12 protein-coding genes and 1 pseudogene are annotated in these 23,405 nt (G+C 68.7%); 8 read left to right on the top strand and 5 right to left on the bottom strand.

The genetic code is table 11. The annotated features are described in order from the left end of the window. The first annotated feature begins 138 nt into the window (after positions 1-138). A complete protein-coding gene (locus V5O49_RS11325) occupies positions 139-1,131 on the top strand; it encodes an Abi family protein (RefSeq protein ID WP_332902329.1) in 993 nt (330 codons plus the stop codon). Between the two features lie 5 nt (positions 1,132-1,136). Here V5O49_RS11325 and V5O49_RS11320 read toward each other — a convergent pair whose 3' ends face one another. Next, on the bottom strand, positions 1,137-3,011 hold the full coding sequence (locus V5O49_RS11320) for an exonuclease domain-containing protein (RefSeq protein WP_332902328.1): 1,875 nt from the start codon (positions 3,009-3,011) through the stop codon (positions 1,137-1,139). 172 nt (positions 3,012-3,183) lie between these two features. On the opposite strand from V5O49_RS11320, the gene V5O49_RS11315 reads away from it, so the two are divergent. From V5O49_RS11315 to V5O49_RS11305, 3 genes and pseudogenes are all read left to right on the top strand, one after another. After that, positions 3,184-3,735, top strand: a complete 552-nt coding sequence (locus V5O49_RS11315) for a type IV toxin-antitoxin system AbiEi family antitoxin domain-containing protein (RefSeq protein WP_332902327.1) — start codon at positions 3,184-3,186, stop codon at positions 3,733-3,735. Further along, positions 3,732-4,112, top strand: a pseudogene (locus tag V5O49_RS11310) (nucleotidyl transferase AbiEii/AbiGii toxin family protein); the annotation flags it as partial. The gene V5O49_RS11315 and the pseudogene V5O49_RS11310, both read left to right, overlap by 4 nt. A 142-nt stretch (positions 4,113-4,254) precedes the next feature. Continuing rightward, positions 4,255-4,989, top strand: a complete 735-nt coding sequence (locus tag V5O49_RS11305) for a DUF4230 domain-containing protein (RefSeq protein ID WP_332902326.1) — start codon at positions 4,255-4,257, stop codon at positions 4,987-4,989. A gap of 61 nt (positions 4,990-5,050) precedes the next feature. Here the strand turns inward: V5O49_RS11305 and V5O49_RS11300 are convergent, their stop codons facing one another. Continuing rightward, positions 5,051-6,373, bottom strand: coding sequence for a hypothetical protein (locus V5O49_RS11300; protein WP_332902325.1), 1,323 nt, complete (start codon positions 6,371-6,373; stop codon positions 5,051-5,053). Between the two features lie 272 nt (positions 6,374-6,645). On the opposite strand from V5O49_RS11300, the gene V5O49_RS11295 reads away from it, so the two are divergent. After that, positions 6,646-9,939: a type I restriction endonuclease subunit R gene (locus V5O49_RS11295; RefSeq protein ID WP_332902324.1), complete on the top strand. Its 3,294-nt coding sequence runs from the start codon at positions 6,646-6,648 to the stop codon at positions 9,937-9,939. A gap of 520 nt (positions 9,940-10,459) precedes the next feature. On the opposite strand, the gene V5O49_RS11290 is transcribed toward V5O49_RS11295, so the two are convergent. Further along, complete coding sequence (locus V5O49_RS11290; RefSeq protein ID WP_332902323.1) at positions 10,460-10,777, bottom strand: hypothetical protein; 318 nt, start codon at positions 10,775-10,777, stop codon at positions 10,460-10,462. A 357-nt stretch (positions 10,778-11,134) separates the two neighbouring features. Here V5O49_RS11290 and V5O49_RS11285 point away from each other — a divergent pair, with 357 nt between their 5' ends. Further along, on the top strand, positions 11,135-12,190 hold the full coding sequence (locus V5O49_RS11285; protein WP_332902322.1) for a hypothetical protein: 1,056 nt from the start codon (positions 11,135-11,137) through the stop codon (positions 12,188-12,190). A 1,434-nt stretch (positions 12,191-13,624) separates the two neighbouring features. On the opposite strand, the gene aceB is transcribed toward V5O49_RS11285, so the two are convergent. Both aceB and aceA read right to left on the bottom strand, forming a co-directional pair. Continuing rightward, positions 13,625-15,370 (bottom strand): malate synthase A, encoded by a 1,746-nt coding sequence (gene aceB / locus V5O49_RS11280; RefSeq protein WP_332902321.1) that lies wholly within the window; start codon positions 15,368-15,370, stop codon positions 13,625-13,627. Between the two features lie 95 nt (positions 15,371-15,465). Beyond that, positions 15,466-16,809, bottom strand: coding sequence for an isocitrate lyase (aceA, locus tag V5O49_RS11275; protein WP_332902320.1), 1,344 nt, complete (start codon positions 16,807-16,809; stop codon positions 15,466-15,468). A 164-nt stretch (positions 16,810-16,973) separates the two neighbouring features. On the opposite strand from aceA, the gene V5O49_RS11270 reads away from it, so the two are divergent. Further along, positions 16,974-18,473: a helix-turn-helix domain-containing protein gene (locus V5O49_RS11270; RefSeq protein ID WP_332902944.1), complete on the top strand. Its 1,500-nt coding sequence runs from the start codon at positions 16,974-16,976 to the stop codon at positions 18,471-18,473. A gap of 81 nt (positions 18,474-18,554) precedes the next feature. Then, the gene (locus tag V5O49_RS11265; RefSeq protein WP_332902319.1) at positions 18,555-23,330 is read left to right on the top strand and encodes an NAD-glutamate dehydrogenase; all 4,776 of its coding nucleotides are present in this window, start codon (positions 18,555-18,557) and stop codon (positions 23,328-23,330) included. Positions 23,331-23,405: the final 75 nt, after the last annotated feature.

The raw sequence follows: 23,405 nt of genomic DNA, 5'->3' as shown, positions 1-23,405 counted from the left end.
AGAGACCGAGTTCACCCGACGAGCCCGCGCGCGCTCTTGCGACCCGGTCGCCCCCGCGCGTAGATTCGAACCACTAGATCCCCCACGCCTCTCCACGATGCGCAAATCGGGGGATTTTCTCTGCCCGGAGCATGTCGCATGACCCCGCCACAGCATCTCCGGGCACGCGGGACTCGCCGTTACGACAAGCCTGCCCTCGATCACGACGAACTGGTCGACCGCAAGATCGGCCGCGGCCTCGTCGTTCCGGACCGAGACCGCACCCGACGGTACCTGCGCCATATCGGCTACTACCGGTTCTCGCCATACCTGATCCCGTTCCGGGAGTCGCCGTCCCACGAGCAGCTGCGAGTAGGAACGACCTTCGACCAGGTCCTCGACCTCTACGTGTTCGACCGCAAGCTCCGGCTGCTCGTCATGGATGCGATCGAACGCATCGAGGTCGCGGTCCGCGCCGCCCTGACCGACGCGATGTCGCTCCAGCACGGAGGTCCGTTCTGGTACCTCGATCCCGAGCACTTCGCGGATGCTGCGAGGCACGACGGTCTGCTGCGCCACGTCCAGAAGTCCTGCCGCGAGCAGCTGCGCGAGGGTGAGGACGCACCATCCGGCGAACTGACGCACGCCTCGGCGCTCGAGCACTACCTGACCACCTACGGCGAGCCGGAGCTGCCGCCGTCGTGGCTCGTGGTCGAGAGCCTTACACTGGGCCAGCTCGACAAGGTGATCGGCAACCTGAGGCGACCGGCGGACGTGAAACGCATCGCCCGGCCGCTTGGACTCACCGCCCCGGTGCTGGTCTCCTGGCTCCGCACCTATGTGCGCGTGCGGAACATCTGCGCACACCACGGTCGGCTGTGGAACGTCGGCCTCGGCGTCTACCCGGCCATTCCGAAGCCGACCACCGTGACCTGGCTCGGTGACGCGGAGACGTTCACGGACGCCCCGGACCGCCGCAAGCGTCTCTACCCGGTGCTGGTCTCGCTGCAGAGCGTGCTCTCGACTATCTCACCACGCTCATCGTGGGCGCAGCGCCTGAGCGATCTGCTCGATGCCCACCCTCGGGTTCCGCTGCGAGGCATGGGCATCCCGGCAGAATGGCGGGACGATCCCTTCTGGCCGCTCTCGTAGATCGATCAGTCGTGTGCGTGCTGATCCTGCTCGAACGCCTCGACGACAGCGCGCGGGAGCCGCCCACGAGAACTGACCTCGAACCCTCGCGCTGTCGCCCACGCGCGGATCTCGGCAGGGCTGGCGGCGGACGATGTGGCCGCCGGCTTCGGAGGTGACGCTGCGCGCTTCGCGAGAGCGGTCGCGGCCACCCTGGGCTTCGGCGCCCGGGCTGCAGGATCGGTTCGTACTGGGGGCTGCAGGTGTGTCAGCAGCACGTCGAAGTCGTCCGGCGCGACGATCCGGGTGCCGAGCTCGGTGGCCTTCGCCTGCTTTCCGCCCGAGAACGACCCGTCGGTGACGAGCATTGCCGTCCGGCGCGAGACGTTGTTCATCACGCGGACGCCGAACTTCTCTGCGCGCCGCTCGAGCCGCTCCCGTTGCGCGTCGTCGCAACCGGTGAACGCCACCTTGTCTCCGACCCGCAGCGGTTCGCCGAACGGCCAGTCGTCCGGGAGCGGCTTCAGCCCGGCGCTCAGCCGCGCCGCGCGGGCGTCGTCCGCGTGCTGGATGACCTCGCGCACCGTCGACGGCGCCACCTCGAGGAGCTCTGCGATCTCGTACAGCTCAGAGCGCTCGGAGCGGGACACGTGCCCGTCGTCGAGCGCACGATGCGCCAAGGCCGTCACGAACGCTCTGTGGGCCGTCGCCACCTCGTCGCGCCCCATCCCGTAGACCTCGATCAGATCGTTCAGCGCCCCCGCCTCGCTCTCGGTGATGACACCGTCCTCGAGGACGCCGACCAGGAGTTCGAGGTACGACATCGAACCCGCCGGGGCGCCGTCGTCGAGCAGATCGGTCAGGCCGAGGTCCGCGAGCTGCTGGACGAGTGGTGGCTGCTGCGGCCGGGGCCGGGAGCGGCGGGTCCCGCGCGAGCCGCCCACAGTGCGTGGTCGCGTCGGTGCCGCAACAGGTTCCCGCGTCGGGCCGCTCGGCCAGGAGATCGTCGACGCCTCGGCCGGCAGCCGACCCAGGTCACGGTGGCGGGGCACCCGGGGCATCGTCAGGTAGCGATGCATCAACTCGGCCGTGGCTCGCGCGTCCCCCAGCGCCGAGTGAGCGTTCGCGAGGCGGACTCCGGTCGCTGCACAGCAGTCCGCGAGCCGCCGACGATCGAGCTGCGGCAGGTAGTGGTGGCTGCCGTCCAGCGTGCAGAACGCCGGCACGTACGGCAGGTCCCACCCGCTGCGCTCGAACTCGGCGCGCAGGAACGCCAGGTCGAACCGGGCGTTGTGCGCGACGACCGCCGCACCGCGGAGCATCGTGGCGACGTCGTGCGACCGGTCGCGGAACAGGGGCGCGCCGACCACGTCTGACGCGGTGATGCCGTGGATGTGGGTCGCGCCGACCGGTCCCTGCGGGTCGAACCGTCCGGACCATTCGTCGACGACCACGCCGTGTGCGTCGATCCGGACGACTGCGAGCTCCACGATGCGATCCGCCCGCGGGCTCAGGCCCGTCGTCTCCACGTCGATGACGGCGAAGGTCGGCTCTGCGAGGCGGGGCGCGGCAGCCGCGGCGATGCCCGGGGACGGCGACGGCTGCTCGGTGGTGGTCGTCTTCCGCTTGCCGAAGAGTTGTCCGAGGATCCCCACGAGCCACCCTGCCTGGTCGGTGCCGATCTGGTGGGGCGACCATGGCACGGACGATGCGACCCGATCCATCGCCGGTCGGGTGAAATCGGGTGCAGCTTGTGGACGGCCTGCCGTCAGAAGACTGCGAAACGTCACAGGATCTGTGACACTTGGCAGTGTGGAGAGAGGTCGAACAGGCGATTCACCGGTCCGCGCGAGCGAGCTCGCCGACTGGGCGTTGTCGCACGGTCGGACGAGCCTGACCACAGCCCAGGTCGCCGATCTGCTCGGCATCCCCGAGGACCAGGTGCGGCGCAGGCTCCACGCTCCCGTCCGCCGAGGCGAGTGGGTGCGCCCACTCCAGAGTCTGTGGATCCCGGTGCCGGCCGAGTACCGCACGTGGGGCGCCCCGCCAGGCATCGAGATCGTCGACACGTTGATGCGACACCTGAGCACCGACTACTACGCGGGGTGGCTCACTGCAGCCGCTCTGCACGGGGCGGCGCACCAGGCGCCACAGGTCTTCCAGGTCGCGACGTCGCGCGACGTCCGAGACCGGGTCGTCGGCCGCACGAGGTTCCGTCACCGGACCAGATCGCACGTCACCCGGGTAGCGACCCTGAACTGGCCGACGCGGTCGGGGACCGCCCGAGTCTCCACGGTGGAGACGACGCTGCTCGATCTCGCCACCGACGTCGACGCCGCGGGAGGCCTGGACAACGCCGCGACAGTACTCGTCGAGCTCAGTGAGAACGATGCGTTCCACACCGATGCCCTCGTGGAGATGCTTGGACTGTTCCCCGCGGCTGCCTTCCGACGCCTCGGGTGGATCCTGGAGAACTTCGGCGGCGCCGAGCTCGACGAGCTCGCGGCACGCGTCGTACCACTGACTCGCACCCCGTCCCGGCTCGATCCGGGGAGGCCGCAGACCGGCCCTCTCGACGACCGATGGAATATCCGCCTCAATGCTGATGTGGAGCCCGACCTGTGATTCCTCCTGCTGACGTGACGGCGTGGTCCGTCGACCATCCTTGGCCCACGCTCGAACAGATCGAGCAGGACCTGCTGCTGTCACGCGCCATCTGCGCGATCGCCGCGCATCCCTACCTCGGTGACGAGCTGGCGTTCCGTGGCGGGACGGCGCTTCACAAGCTGCACCTGCCCGATCCGTACCGGTACAGCGAGGACCTCGACTACGTCCGACCCCCTGGTGACTCGGTTGCCCGCCGGGTACGCGGTCGAGTCGGCGGCCGCGCTCGTGAGCTCGTCGCTGCTGGAACGACTCGACGGGTGAGCGGGGCACCCGCGCCCAGGCGAATAGGTCCTCCGCCGGCAGCACGGGCTCGCCGGCTCAGGTCAACGTCCCGGGGCGGTTCACCCGGTCGCAACTGCACCACCTCGACCGGGATGGGCCTAAATTGTCCCGGAACGTCGCCACGAGCACGGACGGGCAAAGACCCCGGACGGAGCATCTGGCACGCAGACGCCACACCGCCAGTCAGGAGAACAGGTGCCCGAGAAGTCGTCAGTCGCCGATACCGAGCCGGTCGTGGCGAAAGACCCACCACGTTCCCGAGCCGGAGGCTTCGTCCGCGCGTTCTTGGGCACTCTGCTGGGTATGGTCGCCGCGCTGGTGCTGCTGGGTGCCGTCGCGTGGGGTGCCGTCCGTTCCGAGGCGATCTCGCTCCCGGCGGCGTTGAACCCCTTCCAGACCGAAGAAGTCGACCGCTCCGAACCCCCTGTGCTGGTCAGCATCCAGAACCTGGCTCGCTTCGTCGCGGCTCAAGGAAGCTATCAGGTGGTCCTCGATCTGGAGCAGGACACGAAGTACGTGCCGGACTGGCTGATGGGGGAGCGCACGATCTTCCTCGCGGACGGTTCTGTCGAGGTGTACGTGGACTTCCGCGAGCTCACGGAGGACTCGGTGATCGTCTCCGAGGACGGGTCCACGGCGACGGTCATGCTGCCCGAGCCGGCGCTGGCGGAGCCGCGGATCGACCTCGAGCAGAGCCGGGCGCTCTCGGAGTCGCGCGGGCTGATCAACCGTGCCGAGGACTTCTTCGCCGATGACGTGGGGAGTAGGCAGGAGACGCTGCTCAAGGCGGAGGGCCTGCTCACCGAAGCGGCCGAGGCGAGTGGACTGACGAACCGCGCCGAGGAGAACACGCGCAAGACACTCGAGGGACTGCTCGGCGGGCTGGGCTACGAGACGGTGGAGGTCGTCTTCGAGGGATCGGCGGGCTGACTCGCTGGCGTCGGTGGAGCAGTGTGGCTTGCACGGCACCACCCCGAGCTGCTGACAGCCGCTAGTCGGCCCGCGCCTCGTCATGGTCGGCCTGCCGACGACGGGCGCGATCGGCGAGGCTGCCGAAGAACCGGCTTGTGGCCTCGCTCGCTCGGGCGACGCCGTCCGCACCCGTGTTGACTGCTCTTGCCCGGAGTTCATTGGACCTCTCGAGCGCGTCCGCGCTGTGTCGTCGGGCGGCCTCGACGGCGTCCTGACCTGACCCGACGGCGAGATCTCGCGTCTCGACGACGGCGCTGAGCCATCGGCGTGCTTCGGCAGTCTCAGATTCCGTCACCAGGTCAAGCCTTCTTTCCAGCTCGAGGACAGCAACGACTACCTGGTTGCTCGCTCTGACGGCCTTCGGCGACGCGAACGGGTTGAACAGCACCTTCTGGTTAGCCCTGCTCGAAGCCTCGTTCATCCGGATCACCAGTTGACTGCAGGCCTTGCCGATGATGTCCAGCCGGTTCTGGCGTGCCAAGCGCAGTCCGACGCGATGTCGGTCGAGGTCCTCGGGACTTGAGTCAGCGACACGGTCGAGCTCGAGTACGCCGATCTTGTCCTGGACCTGGAAGGTGCGCGCGATCACCGCCAGCCATTCGTCGACGGACACCTGCGCTTGATGAGTGGACTTGACGAGGGCTCCAAGGTCCTTCTGGGTCTCGAGCTCGTCGGCCAGCGCATCGAGGCGACGTACCGCGTATGCCTGGGTAGTGGCGATCGCCGCCGCTCCGCCCTGGATCTTCGACCATGTGATCTCCGAGACACGGCCGACCTCGTCCCGGACCGTGATCGCGTCGTCAACCAGGAGGGAGACGCCGATCATCTCGGCGAGGATGGCGTCCTTCTGTGCGCGCAGGATGTCGTCGACCTTCTTGTCGATCTGCGCGAGGTAGTCCCTGAGCTCGTCGATCGACCGCTGCATCTCACGCTGCGCCATCATCGTCCCGATGGAGGCAAGCGCCGCGGGGTTCCTGAGGAAAGCGACCGGCGAGTTGGCGACCTGAACCCAGGACTGTACGCTTCCCGGCTTCCCGATCATGGCGTGACTGACAGCCGGGTTGCTCTTCGTCGGCTGGAGGCCGAACTCGCGAACCTTCGCCGCGGACTCTTCAGTGAGCTTGAGCCAGCGACCGGACTCGGCGGCAATGTGCCCACCCGCCTGGAGGCCCAGACCGCCGAGGCCGATCGCGCGGTGAGCTCCACCCACGGCGACCTCAGTGAGCGGTCGTGACTCCACAGTGACCAGGTCGAGGTCGAGCATGAACTGCTCGATCGCGTCTCTGTCACCGACCACAGCGAGACTGTCGCCATCACTGACCAACTCAAGCTCGGCGCCCACGGGCCCTCCTGTCGTCCGTTGCCCGAAGCCTAGAGCCTCACGCAGGGTGATTTGGCTTCCGACGATCTGTCGGCCACGGGCCTCGCCAGTGTGTCGTGCCCCGATCGGATGTTGGCCCCTGGCAACGGGTGAAATCCCCGGTCAGGGGCGCGTAGCGCGTCACGTAGCCCCTGTGACCCGTGATAGTGCCCTTATCGCCCGCCATCAGGCCCAGGAGCGCAGATCTGCGCCACCATGGAGCCAACGCACCGACCGCCACCAGGGGAGATACCGTGCACCACCCGAACGAGGCCGACTGGGAACAGCTCGCCCGCGAGCACCTGGCCGAGTTCGGCTGGGCCCCGCTGCAGGGCAGGGAGATCGCACCCGGTGTGACCTCCGCCGTCGGGCACCCTGGGTACACGGCGCTGGGGGAGCAGCCTCAGCGCGAGTCGTGGTCCGAGGCGGCGATCCCGTCGCGGCTCAAGGCCGCACTGCGGCGCCTCAACCCCGATGTGCCGCGCGAGCACCTCGACCAGGCGCTCGTCGAGATCTTGCGGCCGACGTCTCAGGACGCGATCACCGAGAACCATCGCATCCACGACTACCTCACCCACGGCTACCGGATCACCTACACGGCGGACGGCGCCGAACACCACCCGACCCTGCGCCTGGTCTCCGCCCGCGAGCACGAGAACGAGTGGCTCGCCGTCAACCAGGTGACCGTGATCGACCGTGAGGTCGAGCGACGCTTCGACCTCGTGCTGTACCTCAACGGCATGCCGGTGGTCATCGTCGAGCTCAAGAACGCCGGCAATCGTCAGTCCGACGTCGCCGCGGCACACGCCCAGCTCGCCACCTACGTGCGCGAGCTGCCGATGGCCTTCCGCTTCTGCGTGATCACGCTCGCCAGCGACGGCGTCGTGGCCAAGTACGGCACCCCCTTCACCCCGCTGAACCACTACGCGCCGTGGAACGTGGACGACGACGGTCGCGTGGTCGGACCTGACGGGCGCCCGCAGGGGGAGGGGAACCTGCACCTCGTCGACGACGCCGGCCTGCCCGGCTACGTCGAGCCGGCCACGCCGCTGGAGGTCACTCTCTCCGGGCTGTTCAACCCCGAACGCTTCCTGCAGCTGCTGCGCGGTTTCGTCGCCTTCGACTCCGACGAGGACGGCCTGGCCAAGCGGGTCGCCAAGCCGCACCAGTACTTCGCGGTGACCAAGGCGGTCGGGGAGACCGTCCGGGCCGTCGACGGCGACGGGAGAGCCGGCGTCGTCTGGCATACGCAGGGCTCGGGCAAGTCGATGGAGATGGAGCTGTACGCGGCCGCCGTCGCCCGCCACCCCCAGTTGCTGAACCCCACGATCGTGGTCATCACCGACCGCACCGACCTGGACGACCAGCTCTACGAGACGTTCAAGCGCTCGGAGCTGCTGCCCGAGAGCCCCCGCCAGGTGATGCGTCGCGCCGAGCTGCGCGACGAGCTCGCGAACCGCACCACCGGTGGCATCTACTTCACGACCCTGCAGAAGTTCGGCCTGACCAAGGCCGAGAAGGACGCCGGTGCCAAGCACCCTGTGCTGTCCGAGCGGCGCAACATCGTGCTCATCGTCGACGAGGCGCACCGCAGCCACTACGGCGACCTCGACGGGTACGCCTGGCACCTCAAGAACGCGCTGCCGCACGCCACGCTCATCGCGTTCACCGGAACACCTATCGCCGAGCAGGACCGTGACACCGAGGCCGTGTTCGGCGACGTCATCGACGTCTACGACCTCACGCGGGCCGTGGCCGACGGCGCCACCGTCCCGGTGTACTTCGAGTCCCGCCTCGTCAAGGTCGGGTTCCCGGACGACGTCGACCCGGAGGCTATCGACGCCGCCGCCGACGAGGCCACGATCGGGCTCGACGACGCCGAACGCGCCCGCATCGAGAAGTCGGTCGCCGTGGTCAACGCCGTCTACGGCGCCCCCGCCCGGCTCAGGACGCTCGCGGGTGACCTCCTGGCGCACTGGGACGCGCGACGCGACGCCGTCGTCGAGAGCGTCCGGCCGTCGTCGGACGGCTCGACGCCGGACGCGGCGCCGGGCAAGGCCCTCGTGGTCTGCTCCACCCGGGAGATCTGTGCTCGGCTCTACCGGCAGATCACCGATCTGCGCCCCGAGTGGCACTCCGACGAGCTGTCGACCGGTCGCGTCAAGGTGCTGTACTCCGGGACCCCGCAGGACCCGGAGCACATCGCGCAGCACGTGCGCCGACCGAGCGAGAACGCTGCCCTGAAGAAGCGGCTGAAGGACCCCGACGACGAGCTCGAGATCGTCATCGTCAACGACATGCTGCTCACGGGCTACGACTCGCCGTCCTTGCACACGCTGTACCTCGACCGGCCGCTGCGGGGCGCCCTGCTGATGCAGACCCTGGCCCGCGTCAACCGGACCTTCCGTGGCAAGGACTCGGGGCTGCTCGTCGCCTACGCCCCTGTGGCCGAGAACCTCAAGGCCGCGCTGGCCGAGTACACGGTGCGCGACCAGGCGGAGAAGCCCGTCGGGCAGGACCTCGACGACGCCGCCGAGGTAGCGCGTGCACACATCGAGCAGGTCGCCGCGCTGGTCGATCCGAGCGGATGGCGCGAGGTGTGGGCGCGGCGTCGGGGTGAGCGACGGGCCGGCATCGATGCGGTGATGCGCGCCGTGAACTACCTGCGCAGCCCGCAGACCCCGGGTAATCAGGTCGGCCCCGACGAGGAGTCGGTGGCCGACGCGTTCCGTCGGCTCGCGCCGGCGCTGCGGCGATCCTGGGCGCTCGCCGGACGACACGAGTCGCTCGCCGACCACGGCGACGACGTGCGCTTTTACGAGCAGGTGCGCACCTGGATGGGCAAGATGGACGCCGAGGACCGCCAGGCCTCCGGCGAACCCATTCCCGACGAGGTGCAACGGCTGCTCAACCAGCTCACGGCCACGGCGGTGGATGCCGACGACGTCGTCGACATCTACGACGCTGCGGGGCTCACGCGCCCGCGCCTCGACCAGATCGACGCGGACTTCCTCGCCAGGGCCGTGGAGTCACCCAACCCTCAGGTCGCCATCGAGGCACTGCGCGCATTGATCACCGCCGAGTCGCGCAAGGCCACCGACGGGAACCTGGTCCGTCGGGAGGCCTTCTCGGAGCGGCTGGCGGCGCTGATGCGCAAGTACACCAACTCCAACCTGACCTCGGCGGAGATCATCACGGCGCTCGTGGAGATGGCGCAGGACGTGGCCGCCGAGGCGTTGCGCGGGGAGCAGTTCGACCCGCCACTCGGGCACGACGAGCTCGCCTTCTACGACGCCGTCGCCACCAACGAGTCCGCCGTCGAGATCCAGGGTGACGCCGAGCTGGCACAGATCGCTCGGGAGCTGGTGGGCGTCATGCGCAAGAACGACCAGGTCGACTGGACTGTGCGCGACGACGTCCGCGCCAAGATGCGCTCGTCGATCAAGCGGCTGCTCATCAAGCACAAGTACCCGCCGGACAAGCGGTCTGAGGCGATCGTGCTGGTCATGAACCAGATGGAGGCGCTGGCGACGCGACGGGCGGCGTAGGTCGCGGTCGAATCCAGCCGGAGGCGACTCGCCCAGACTCGGCTGATCGTGGGTGGATGAGCGGTGCGTGAACTCAAGTTCGAGATATCGAACCAAGCCCAGCAGCAGCAAGGCGGGTGAAACTTTGATACATCGTTCGACATGCGCGATGGACTCGGGAACGATGGCCGCCATGCATCCAAGGCAGCGCGGCTGTTCATGGCCCAGGTGGGATGGCCTCGATATGAATGCGGCCGAGCAATTTGACGAACAGCTTACTAGCCTGCTCCGCTGTAGATCGTGGGATGCGCTAGCGAGAATCGAGAGCCGAACACTCCCTACAGAAACCAACTCGCGCCTTGAAGTGCTTGCCGCCCTTTCAAGTCGTTGGGACTTCCGAAGGGGTCACGAGCGGTGGGACAGCGACACCTCATCGATTCATACGTTAGAAGCAACCCACCGCATCGCCGCCCTGGAAGCGTCTTCGAATTTGCGGCTCCAAGAAGACACCACGCCCCGCGAGTCGGAGTGCGACGTCTTACTAGTTCTGGGAGGACTCGCGGAATCGTGTCTCGAGCGAGCGGCGTATGCGGCCCATCTTCTCGCTACGGGTCAGATCGTGGCGCCAATAGTCACTGGCCTGGTAGCAGAACGCGCCATTACAAGCGCAGAAAAGGCCTTCCTGGAGGCAGTGTCGCAGCGCGCGTTCCAGAGCGAAGCAGACGCAATGCGATTCGCTCTGAACCGAAGCCTGCGGGACGGCATCGATGCCGCCGTTCTCGGCCACCCCACGATCACTCTTCATCAGGCTCAAGCCGCCACCGACGCGCCGCGCGCCGACACGCGCCAGTCCCTGCATTCCTGGGCGTCTACGACACGGTTCCGCCGGGTAGTAGTGGTGACGACCTCAATCTACGGTCTATACCAGGGCACTGTCGCCGCAGAAGTACTCGGACTCGGCCGTGGGGTCCGAGTGGAGACAGTTGGAATAGCGCCAGCATCTCGAGGATTCCAGTGGTGGCAGTACCTGCAAGAAATGCGCTCAGCTATTAGAGCCCTGCGGGCCCTGCGCAACGTGTCCACCTCAGCTCGAGCGCAAGAGCGTACCTAGTATTTGCTGTGTGCGGCAATCTCGGAGGGAGTGCAAGTGCTAGATCAAATGCTAGATGGCGTTGGCGGAGTCATAGCTAGGTGCATTTCCTGGTTTACTGCGATGTTGGAGGACCCAGAGGCGGCGGCAACACTTCTTGTTGCCATATCTGGCCTGCTGTACTGGTTATTGACGGCACCGCAAAGAAATCGCCAGGCTCACGAGAACATGGTCAATAGGTACTCGTCGTCACGCGAGGATCGTGCGTACGTGCTCGAAAGGCTCCCTCCGCTGGTTCTCGACGGTCGTCGGCATATCTTGGACGCAATTGAAGCGGAGAAGCGCAATCCAAGGCAGCGAGACGATCTTGACGACCTCGGTGACGAGGCGAAGGCCGCTCCGGGCGTGTCTTACACAAGTGCTGGCGAAGTGCTGTCATCTGAGTTCAGGTTGCGCAGTCTGCTCTGGGCAGTTGAAGAGGTGCGTTACTGGAGAAGCAATGACGTGTATTCGGCGCTCATCAATCGTGCGCGAGCGGCAGTCGACAACTTGAACGTTCTTGCCATGGACTACGAATCGGGGGTTTATAAGCCGCAGGAGATGTTTGCGCTCCTGCACCGTTCCATTGCTGTCACAGTTAAGGCTCTTGAGCCGATCATATGGGAAGGGACGCTAGAAGGCCGCTGGGGACGTCGTGTACTATATTTGGGCATAGCGGCGCAGCACTTTAATGATGTTAACAAAATTCATCGCCGCCGCGACATCATCTGGCGGTATCGCGCAAATCATATTTCAGGCGAGAGGCAATCAGTCGTTGTGCACCCGCGCCGCACCCGGGAATGTTCTGTCGACAAATCATCCGCGGGAAGGATTAACCATTGGCGACGATGTACGTCGCGTCGTCTTCCCGCGTCTCTGTGGATCAAGTTTAGTGACGTCTGGTGGAGGGGTCTGGGAAAGATGGTTCGCCGCCCCCGGTACTGGTGCTGGGCGCCATTCTTGACAATCTACGGTGGTGTGCGGATTTGGATTCACCGGCGTCAGGAAGGCGAACTTGCTGACTTGCTCGTGCTCCTTTTGAGGGACGACGGATCCCGGGCGTCGATAGACTTTTCGTGGAGCCTCGATGAGAAGCGGAGCGAGCTTAAGAGGGCAACTGCTGATTGTGACGTTCTCGCTTGAGATGCTGACTGATGATTTCTGGATCGGCCTGCTCATGTGTTCGCCCAAGATCGGTTACATGTTGTGTGGGTTCGAACTACTTTCGAATCGAAGTTGGGAGATCTTTCATGCATTCGATGCCACGTGGTAGCCAGTTGGCTGTCCCAGGGGTTGCTCTGACCTCATCGAACTGCAGACCGGAGGGCGAGAGTATAGCGATAGCAAGTTTGGAATTTGCTGGCTGTCAATATCGGATTACGCGAGAGTTGCTTGCCGGTTATGTCGATTGTTCGACTGTAGTCAGCCAGTCGCATTGGATTGGCGGTGCAGTCCAGACGCCGTTCATCGCAGAAGCGCAGAGAGTGGCACCCAATGGAATCGACGTCGGGCCGGACGAGGACTTGCTGCCTGGTGACCTACTCTTCTCTTACCCGAGCAGAATTGAATCGCCGGACGGTGAGCACAATCATGTTGCCATGTATCTGGGGCCGGATGGGGTGGGTGACGAGTGGCTGATTGAGTCTCGTGAGCCTTATGGCGTGATATTTACGCGAATTGACTATTTTTCGTGTCGAGGTGGTCGGCGGCGCTATGCTCCCCATCCTGAGCAACGGTATCCTCACGGAGATTGGTCGGCGCTTGCTCGTCGTGTACCGAAGCTTGGGCGGGTGGGTGCACGTCTCACTGCACGGTATTCCGGTCTTGAACGGCACTCAGGCGTAGACATTTACTTGCCTGACGGCACCCCAGTGGTCAGTCCGATAGGTGGTTTCATTGTCGGGCTGGATGCGGTTGCTGCCCAGAGTTTTCGCATAGAAATTATTGGGGTAGACGGTGGCGTTTCCGTGTTGGCGCCCGTCCAGCTCGATCTGGGTGTTGAACGTGGTCAGAGAATTCGAACAGGTGACTCACTGGGTGTGTTGCATCATCGGTCCGCTCCAATAGCATGCAACGCCATCCCAGCAGGCTCGGGTCTAGGTAGTGCGCGGCTCCACTGGGAAGTCTGGACGACAGCGGTTCCTTCGGTGGCGCCCGAACTGCGTATAGGCGTGATTCCTGGTTGCGACGGGCTCGAGGGCCATCGCGCGCAGAATCCGTTGTACCTCTTGAAGAGGGGGGACGTCGGTTCACCTGTCGAGGGGGTCGGGGCTGCCTAGCGTGGGAGCTCCGGCCATGTGACATCAGTTTCCGGGGTATACCTCGGCCCGACACCGAGCAGGGCTTCAGGCCGCTGTTGTATCGGGCCCGGGATGCTGCCTGGTGCACGTGATCCTCGTGGGACTTGGCCGTATTCCACAGAGCTACTGAATTTTTCACCAGGTAGGTGCGCGACGGCGGCCCGTCACCGATCGGTGACGGGCCGCCGTGCTGTGCTCGGCGCCCTGGGCAGCGGCCCGGGACGCGAGGTCGGCCCCGGAGGGGTGGCCGGAGCCGATGTCGGCGGAGCGGTGCCGCTCAGCCGAAGAACCGCGCGTACGCGCTCGTGGTGAGGAACGGCGGGAACTCGTCGCCCATCGCGACCTCGCGGAAGATCGTCACGGCCTCGTCGAGCCGGTCACCCGGGGTCCGCGGCGTCGTCCGCAGGAACTCCTGCAGCATCGACTCGCACAGCTCGCGGGTGATGGTGACCCCGTCCTCGGTACGGGTCCCGGAGTGCATCCACTGCCAGACCTGCGACCGCGAGATCTCCGCCGTCGCCGCGTCCTCCATGAGGCTGTCCAGCGCCGCGGCGCCGGTGCCCCGCAGCCAGGACGCGATGTACCGCACGCCGACGGAGATGTTGGTGCGCAGCCCGGCCTCGGTGATGGTCGCGCCCTCGCGCCGCGCGGAGGCGACGTCGAGCAGCTCGGCCTGGCCCACCGTGACGTCGTCGCGCAGCCGCTCGACCTGGTTCTCCCGCTCGCCCAGCACCTCGTCGAACGCCTCGCGGGCGATGCCGATGAGGTCCGGGTGCGCGACCCAGGAGCCGTCGAAGCCGTCGCCGGCCTCGCGCTGCTTGTCGGCGCGGACCTTGGCGAAGGCACGTTCCGTGGTCTCCGGGTTGCGGCGGTCGGGGATGAAGGCGCTCATGCCGCCGATGGCGTGCGCCCCGCGCCGGTGGCACGTGGCGACCAGCAGCTCGGTGTACGCCCGCATGAACGGGGCCGTCATCGTCACCTGCGCCCGGTCGGGCAGGACGTAGGAGTCGCCGCGGGAGCGGAAGCACTTGATGACGCTGAACAGGTAGTCCCAGCGTCCGGCGTTCAGCCCGGCGCAGTGGTCGCGCAGCTCGTAGAGGATCTCCTCCATCTCGAACGCGGCCGGCAGGGTCTCGATGAGCACCGTGGCCCGGATCGTGCCCTGCGGGATGTCCAGGGCGTGCTGGGCCAGCTCGAAGACCTCGTTCCACAGCCGCGCCTCGCGGTGGCTCTCCAGCTTCGGCAGGTAGAAGTACGGTCCACGGCCCCGGGAGATCAGCTCGCGGGCGTTGTGGAAGAAGTACAGGCCGAAGTCGACCAGCGACCCGGACGCCGGCTGGGTGGAGCCGTCCGTGCCCGTGTAGGCCAGGTGCGACTCGAACAGGTGCCAGCCCCGCGGGCGGAACACGATCGTCGGCATCTCGGTCAGCTCGGAGGTCCGCAGCGCGTAGTGCTTGCCCGGGGTGCGACCGCCGTCGGGCGACGGGCCGTCGAACGACAGCTCGCCCCGGATCGCCGAGCGCAGCGAGAGCTGGCCGCCGACGACGTTGCCCCAGGTCGGGCTCGAGGCGTCCTCGGCGTCGGCGAGCCAGACCTTCGCGCCCGAGTTGAGGGCGTTGATGGTCATCTTCGGGTCGGTCGGCCCCGTGATCTCGACGCGCCGGTCGGACAGCCCCGGCGCCCCGGTCGAGCCGGCGACGCGCCAGGACGGGTCGTCCCGCACGGGCCGGGTGGTGGGCAGGAAGTCCGGGTCGGCGCCGTCGGCGATCTGCCGGGTACGCCGCTGGCGGGTGAGCAGCAGCTCGCACCGCGCGTCGGCGAAGTGGTCGTGCAGCAGCGCCAGGAACTCCAGCGCCTGCGGGGTGAGGATCTCCTCGAAGCCCGGCTCGATCGGGCCGACGACGTCGATCGTGCCCTCGGCCACGGTGGCCGAGTCGGCCAGGGCGATGCCGCGCGGGGGCGTGGCGGGCGAGCCGGTCGAGCGGGGGGACTGCGTGCGGGGCGGGTCGGCGATGGTGGTCATGACGTACTCCTGATCGGGAGGGCCGGGTGTCCCGGTCGTGCGGGGTATCGGGCGGGATGCCCGCACGACCGGGACGTTCGCGGCACGGGGGTGAGTCAGAACTGAGCGGCCTCGGTGGAGCCGGCGAGGGCGAGGGTGGCGGCGTCGGGGTTGAGCGCCGTCGACACGCGGTCGAAGTACCCGGTGCCCACCTCCCGCTGGTGCTTGGTGGCGGTGTAGCCGCGGGTCTCGGAGGCGAACTCGGCCTCCTGCAGCTGCACGTAGGCCGTCATCTGCTCACGGGCGTAACCGTGGGCCAGATCGAACATGGAGTGGTTGAGGGCGTGGAAGCCCGCCAGGGTGATGAACTGGAAGCTGAAGCCCATGGCGCCGAGCTCGCGCTGGAACTTCGCGATGGTGTCGTCGTCCAGGTGCTTCTTCCAGTTGAACGACGGCGAGCAGTTGTACGCGAGCATCTGGTCGGGGAACTCGGCCTTGACTGACTCGGCGAACCGGCGGGCCAGGTCGAGGTCGGGGGTGCCGGTCTCCATCCAGATGAGGTCGGCGTACGGGGCGTAGGCGTGGGCCCGGGCGATGCAGGGCTCGATGCCGTTGCGGACCTTGTAGAAACCCTCCGAGGTGCGCTCCCCGGTGAGGAACTGCTGGTCGCGCTCGTCGACGTCGGAGGTGATCAGGGTGGCCGCCTCGGCGTCGGTGCGGGCGATGACGACGCTCGGCACGTCGGAGACGTCGGCGGCGAGCCGCGCGGCGTTCAGGGTGCGCACGTGCTGCTTGGTGGGGATGAGCACCTTGCCGCCCAGGTGGCCGCACTTCTTCTCCGAGGCGAGCTGGTCCTCCCAGTGCACGCCGGAGGCGCCGGAGGCGATCATCGACTTCATGAGCTCGTAGGCGTTGAGCGGCCCGCCGAACCCGGCCTCGGCGTCGGCCACGATCGGGGCCAGCCAGTTGCGGGTCGGAGATCCGTTCTCTTCGACGTCGATCTGGTCGGCCCGCAGCAGCGCGTTGTTGATGCGCCGCACGACGGCGGGCACCGAGTTCGCCGGGTAGAGCGACTGGTCGGGGTACGTCTGCCCGGAGAGGTTGGCGTCGCCGGCCACCTGCCAGCCGGACAGGTAGATGGCCTTGAGGCCGGCCTTGACCTGCTGCACGGCCTGGTTGCCGGTCAGGGCGCCGAGGGCGTTGACGTAGTCCTCGGTGTGCAGCAGCTCCCAGAGCAGCTCCGACCCGCGCCGGGCCAGCGTGTGCTCCTCGCCCACCGAACCGCGCAGCGCGACGACGTCCTCGGCCGTGTAGTCCCGGGTGACGCCGGCCCAGCGCGGGTCGGTCGCCCACTGCTCGGCGAGCGCCGCGGCGGTGGTGACCTGGTCGCCGGGACGGGCGGTCGGCGCCGTGGTCGGGGTGCCGGTGGTCGGGGTCTCGGTCTCGAGGGTCGCGGTCATCGTCGTCGCCTTTCGTCGTGCGGTCCGCCGGCGGGGTGCCGGCGGCCGCGGTGCCTGTCGGTATCGACTCTGCGGCCTGCGCAACCCCTGTGGCGAGGTTCTGCGAGGAGAACTTTCCGGGTTCTTCTCCTTGGCAGAAGGAGTGGCGCATGTCACGCTGGGGCATGGCCATCACGACGACGTCACGGCCGCCGGCGACGCCCCCCACGCCGCCCCCGGCCGAGTCCGAGCCCGACGCGCTGACGATCGGGCGACGCATCCGGCACCTGCGCCTGCAGCGGGGCATGACCCTCGGTGAGCTCGGGGACGCTGTCTCACGTGCCCCGTCGCAGATCTCGATGCTCGAGAACGGAAAGCGCGAACCGACCATCGCGCGGCTGCAGGCGGTGGCGAAGGCGCTGGGCACGAGCGTGGACGACCTGCTCTCGCCCGAGGCCCCCTCGCGCCGGGACGCCCTGGAGATCGAGCTGGAGCGGGTGCAAAGAGGCCCCCTCTTCTCCGCGCTCGGGGTGAAGCCGGTGCGGGTCGGCAAGTCGCTGCCGACCGATGCCCTCGAGGCGATCGTCTCCCTGCAGGCCGAGCTCGAACGGCTGCACTCCGAGCGGGCGCTCACCCCGGAGGAGGCGCGGCGGGCCAACACCGAGCTGCGCGCCGACATGCGCGCGCAGGACAACTACTTCCCGGACCTGGAGATCGTCGCCCGCACGCTGCTGGACGACGTCGGGCACACCCGCGGCCCGGTGCCGCAGCGCGCGGCGGTCGACATCGCCAAGCACCTGGGCTTCACGATCCACTACGAGTCGGACCTGCCGCACTCGACCCGCGCGGTCATCGACCAGCGCCATCACCGGGTCTACCTGCCCAGCAACGGCATCCGCGGCCGCTCCGACGCCCGGTCGGCGCTGCTCCAGGCGCTCGCCTCGCACGTGCTGGATCACGCCGAGCCCCGCGACTACGGCGAGTTCCTGCGCCAGCGGGTCGAGGCCAACTACCTGTGCGCGGCGCTGCTGCTGCCCGAGCGCGAGGCCGTCAAGCACCTGCGCGAGGCCAAGGACGCCCGGGCGATCTCCCTCGAGGACCTGCGCGACGCCTTCGCCGTCTCCTACGAGACGGCCGCGCACCGGTTCACGAACCTGGCCACCCGCCACCTCGGCATCGGCGTGCACTTCATGAAGGTCCACGAGTCCGGGGCGATCCACAAGGCCTACGAGAACGACGGGGTGCGGTTCCCCGCCGACGCGCTCGGCACCGTCGAGGGCCAGCACGTGTGCAAGCAGTGGACGGCCCGGGTCGTGTTCGACGTCGAGGACCGCCTCAGCCCGTACTACCAGTACACCGACACCCCCACCGGGACGTACTGGTGCACCTCGCGGGTCTCCGACACCCCCGACGGCCGGTTCTCCGTCAGCGTCGGCGTGCCGTACGCCGAGGTGAAGTGGTTCCTGGGCCGGGAGACGACGGCGCGGTCCACCTCGCGCTGCCCGGACGAGTCCTGCTGCCGCCAGCCCTCGCGGCCGCTGGCCGAGCGCTGGGACGGCCACGCGCTGCCCAGCGCCCGGCCGCACGCCTCGATGCTCGCGGCCATGCCGTCCGGGGCGTTCCCCGGCGTGGACACGACGGCGGTCTACGAGTTCCTGGAGCGGCACGCCCCGGCCGCCGGCTGAGCCTGCGACGCGGCGTCGCGGCGATAGCATCGGGACGACCCGCAACCCGGGTCACGGTCCCGACGGAGAACGAAGAGGTTCATGACCGACGACGCTGTGCTGAGCCCGCAGATCCAGGATGCCGTGGACGACCTCCCGGCCGAGCTGCGGCGCTGTGCCACCCATCTGCTGAGCGCCTGGACCGACGAGGACGCCACGGAGCGCGAGCCCCGTGACATCGTCGGTGCCGTCGCCTCGACCTGCCGGTTCGCCGAACAGCGCGAACCCGGCGAGACCCTGGTGCGGGCGTTCACCCCCACCCTGCGCGAGGACGGCTGGACGTCGCGCCGCACCGTCGTCGACATCTGCACCGACGACGCGCCCTTCCTGGTCGACTCGGTCGACGGGGCCGTCGCCCGCCACGGCGGCACCGTCCACCTCATGCAGCACCCCGTGGTCGGGGCGCAGCGCGACGAGTCCGGCCGGCTGCTCGAGATCGCGTCGCGCGGCGGACGCGCCGAGTCGTGGATGCACCTGGAGACCGACCGCATCACCGACGCCGAGGACCGCGACGCCCTCGAGGCGCGGCTGCGCGACGTCGTCGCCGACGTCCACGCGTCCGTCGACGACTGGGCGGCGATGCGCCGCGCCTGCCTCGACATCTGCACCGACCTGCGCGTCCAGCCGCCCCCCACGGCCGACCCGGACACGGTCGCGCCCACCGTCGAGTTCCTCACCTGGCTCGCCGAGGACCACTTCACGTTCCTCGGCTACCGCGAGTACGTCCTGGATGAGCGCGACGGCGAGGACGTGCTGCGTCCGCTGTCGCACACCGGTCTGGGCATCCTGCGCAAGCCGACGACCGACATCGTGCACCTGCGCCCCGAGGCCCGGCGCACCGCCCGCGAGCCGCGGCTGCTGACGATCACGAAGGCCAACTCGCGCGCGACGGTGCACCGCGACGTCTACCTCGACTACATCGGCGTGCGGACCTTCGACCACGCCGGCAACGTCACCGGCGAGCGCCGCATCGTGGGGATGTTCACCTCGGCCGCCTACGCCTCCTCGGTGCTGACCCTGCCGATCGTGGCCGCGAAGGCGCGCGCCGTGCTCGCCGCCTCGGGGCTCGCCCCGACCTCGCACTCCGGCAAGGACCTCCTGCAGGTCCTGGAGCAGTACCCGCGCGACGAGCTCTTCCAGGACACCCCGGAGCACCTGTACGCCGTCGCCAGCCAGGTCAGCCGCCTGCGCGAGCGGCGCCGGTCGCGGATCTTCCTGCGTCCCGACGAGTTCGGTCGTTTCGTCTCGGCCCTGGTCTACCTGCCGCGAGACCGCTACACCACGGCGGTGCGGCTGCGGATCGAGGCGCTGCTGCACCAGACCTTCTCCGCCGAGCGCGTCGAGCACACCACCCGCGTGGACGACTCGCCGCTGGCGCAGCTGCACTTCGTGGTCCGCCTGCCCCGGGGCACGGGGATCCCGGACGTCGACGAGGACGAGCTGCAGCGCGGGCTCGAGGACGCCGTGCGGACCTGGTCGGCCGCCCTGGTCGACGCCCTGCACCACACGCACGGCGAGGAGGAGGCCGCCGAGGTCCTGGCGCGCTACGGCTCCGCCTTCCCCGAGGCCTACAAGGAGCAGGTCGAGCCGGCGGCGGCGGTGGGGGACATCAGGCGCCTGGACTCCCTGAGCCCGGACGACCCGATCGCGGTGCACCTGTACGCCCCGGAGGACGCCGACGACGGCGTGCGGCGGCTCACGGTCGCCTCCCTGCAGGAGCAGCGGCTGACCCGCGTGCTCCCGATGCTCACCGACCTGGGTGTCGACGTGCTCGACGAGCGTCCGTACACGATCCGTCCCGCGGACGGCGGCACCCGGTACCTGTCGGACTTCGGCATCACCGCCCCCGACCCCGCGCTGTGGGAGGCCGACGGCGCCGCGGAGGCGCTCGAGGAGGCCTTCCGGGCGGTGTGGTCCGGCGAGGCCGAGAGCGACGCCCTCAACGCGCTGGTGCTGCACGCCGGCCTGGCGTGGCGCGACATCGTCGTCCTGCGGGCGATCGGGCGGTACCTGCGCCAGACGGGGTCGGCGTTCTCGATGGAGTACATCGACGCGGCGCTCATCGCCCACCCGCAGCTGGCCACCGACCTGGTGCGGCTGTTCGCGCTGCGCTTCGACCCGGACCTCGACGGCGACCGCGACGCCGAGGTCGACCGGGCCGCCGACGCCCTGCTCGGCGCGCTGGACGACGTCGCCAGCCTCGACCACGACCGCATCCTGCGGGCGTTCCTCGGGGTCGTGCGTGCCACGCTGCGCACCAACTTCTACACCCGGGCCGCCGACGGAGCCCCGACGCCGTGGGTGTCGATGAAGTTCGACTGCGCCCGGGTGCCCGACCTGCCCCGCCCGCACCCCATGGCCGAGATCTGGGTCTACTCCCCGCAGGTCGAGGGCGTCCACCTGCGCTTCGGGGCGGTCGCCCGCGGCGGCCTGCGCTGGAGCGACCGGCGCGAGGACTTCCGCACCGAGGTGCTGGGCCTGGTCAAGGCGCAGATGGTCAAGAACGCGGTGATCGTGCCGACCGGCTCCAAGGGCGGGTTCGTCGCCAAGCAGCTGCCGGACCCGGGCGACCGCGAGGCGTGGCTCGCCGAGGGCCGGGCCGCCTACCGCACGTTCATCCGGGGGATGCTCGACCTCACCGACAACCGGGACGGTACCGAGGTGGTGCCGCCCGAGCGGGTCGTGCGCCACGACGGCGACGACCCCTACCTCGTGGTCGCCGCCGACAAGGGCACGGCGTCCTTCTCCGACATCGCCAACGAGATCTCCGCCGAGTACGGGTTCTGGCTCGACGACGCCTTCGCCTCCGGCGGGTCGGACGGCTACGACCACAAGGCCATGGGGATCACGGCCCGCGGCGCCTGGGAGTCGGTGAAGCGGCACTTCCGCGAGCTCGACCACGACACGCAGTCCGAGGACTTCACGGTCGTCGGGGTCGGGGACATGTCCGGCGACGTCTTCGGCAACGGCATGCTGCTCTCGGAGCACATCCGGCTCGTGGCCGCCTTCGACCACCGGCACGTGTTCGTCGACCCCGACCCGGACGCCGCCACGTCGTTCGCCGAGCGGCAGCGGCTGTTCGAGCTGCCCGGGTCCACCTGGGCGGACTACGACGCCGACCTGCTCTCGCCCGGCGGCGGCGTGTTCCCGCTGTCGGCCAAGTCGGTCCGCGTGACCCCGCAGATCGCCGAGGCGCTGGGCCTCCCCGAGGGCGTCACCGCCCTCACCCCGACCGAGCTGAAGCGCGCCGTGCTCCTGGCGCCCGTGGACCTGCTCTGGAACGGCGGCATCGGCACCTACGTCAAGGCCGCCTCCGAGTCCCACGACGAGATCGGCGACCGGGCCAACGACGCGATCCGCGTCGACGGCGGCGACCTGCGGGTGCGGGTCGTGGGGGAGGGCGGCAACCTCGGCGTGAGCCAGCGGGGCCGCATCGAGGCGGCCATGACGGGGGTGCAGATCAACACCGACGCCATCGACAACTCCGCCGGGGTGGGCACCTCGGACCACGAGGTCAACATCAAGATCCTGCTCGGTGCCGTGATGCGCGACGGCCGCCTGGACCTGGCCGACCGCAACAAGCTGCTGCAGTCGATGACCGACGAGGTCGCGGAGCAGGTGCTGCGCGACAACTACGAGCAGAACGTGCTGCTGGGCAACTCGCGGGCGAACGCCGCGGTCATGCTGCCGGTGCACGCCCGCCTCATGGACTGGCTCGAGCAGCGCGGAGAGCTCGACCGCGCGCTGGAGGTGCTGCCCGACGTCGCCGAGATCACCCGGCGCGTCGAGCAGGAGCAGGGCCTGACCCGGCCGGAGTTCGCCGTCCTGGTGGCCTACGCGAAGCTCGCGCTCAAGGAGGACCTCAACGCGACCGACCTCGCCGACGACCCGTGGTTCGAGCGCACCCTGGCCGCGTACTTCCCGGCGCCGGTGCGCGAGGAGTACGGCGAGGACCTGGCCGCCCACCCGCTGCAGCGCGAGATCGTCGTGAACGCCGTGGTGAACTCGATGGTCAACCGCGGCGGCATCACCTTCGCCTACCGGGCCACGGACGAGACGGGGGCCTCGACCGACCAGATCGCGCGCGCCTTCGTCGCGGCCCGCGAGATCTTCGACCTGCGGGGCTTCGTGGAGGCCGTCGAGGCGACCGACAACGTCGTGGCCACCGCGGTGCAGACCGACCTGTACCTGGAGTTCCGCCGGCTGCTCGACCGCGCCGCGCGGTGGTTCGTGCACCACCGCTCCGACGGGCTCGACGTCGGGGCCGAGATCGAGGCCTTCGCCGGGCCCGTGCGCACCTACGGCTCCCGGCTGGGCGAGCTGTTCCAGGGCGAGGAGCTGCGTCAGTACGCCGAGCAGGTCGAGGCCCTGGAGGCGGCGGGGTGCGGCCCGGAGCTCGCCCGTCGCGGCGCGAGCCTGCTCGGGGCGCTGCCCCTGCTCGACGTCGCCGAGCTCGCGGAGACCCGCGGCTGGGACCTGGACGAGGTGGCGCAGACGTACTTCGCGCTGTCCGGCCGGCTCGGGGTCCCGGACATGCTCACCCGGGTCTCCGCGCTGCCGCAGGACGACCGCTGGGACTCGATGGCGCGCGCCGCGCTGCGCGACGACCTCTACGCGGTCACGATCGCCCTGACCGCCTCGGTGCTGGAGGCCACGGAGTCCGGTTCCGCGGTCGAGCGGATCGACGCCTGGGTCGAGGACGGGGGCGCGGCCGCCGGCCGGGCGCTCGAGGCCCTGGTGACCGCGTCCGGCGTGGAGGATCCGGGTATCGCCACGCTGTCCGTGGCCCTGCGCCAGCTGCGGTCCCTGGTGCGCTGACGACGTACCCACCGACGACCGACCCGCTGACGGCCAACCCGCTGTGGGCATGAAATCTGCAGTCCTCCACCGATA

The sequence above is a fragment of the Isoptericola haloaureus genome (assembly GCF_036689775.1).
Classification (GTDB): Bacteria; Actinomycetota; Actinomycetes; order Actinomycetales; family Cellulomonadaceae; genus Isoptericola; species Isoptericola haloaureus.
Note: the sequence above shows the minus strand (reverse complement) of the source record. Positions and strands in the feature narration are given on the sequence as shown.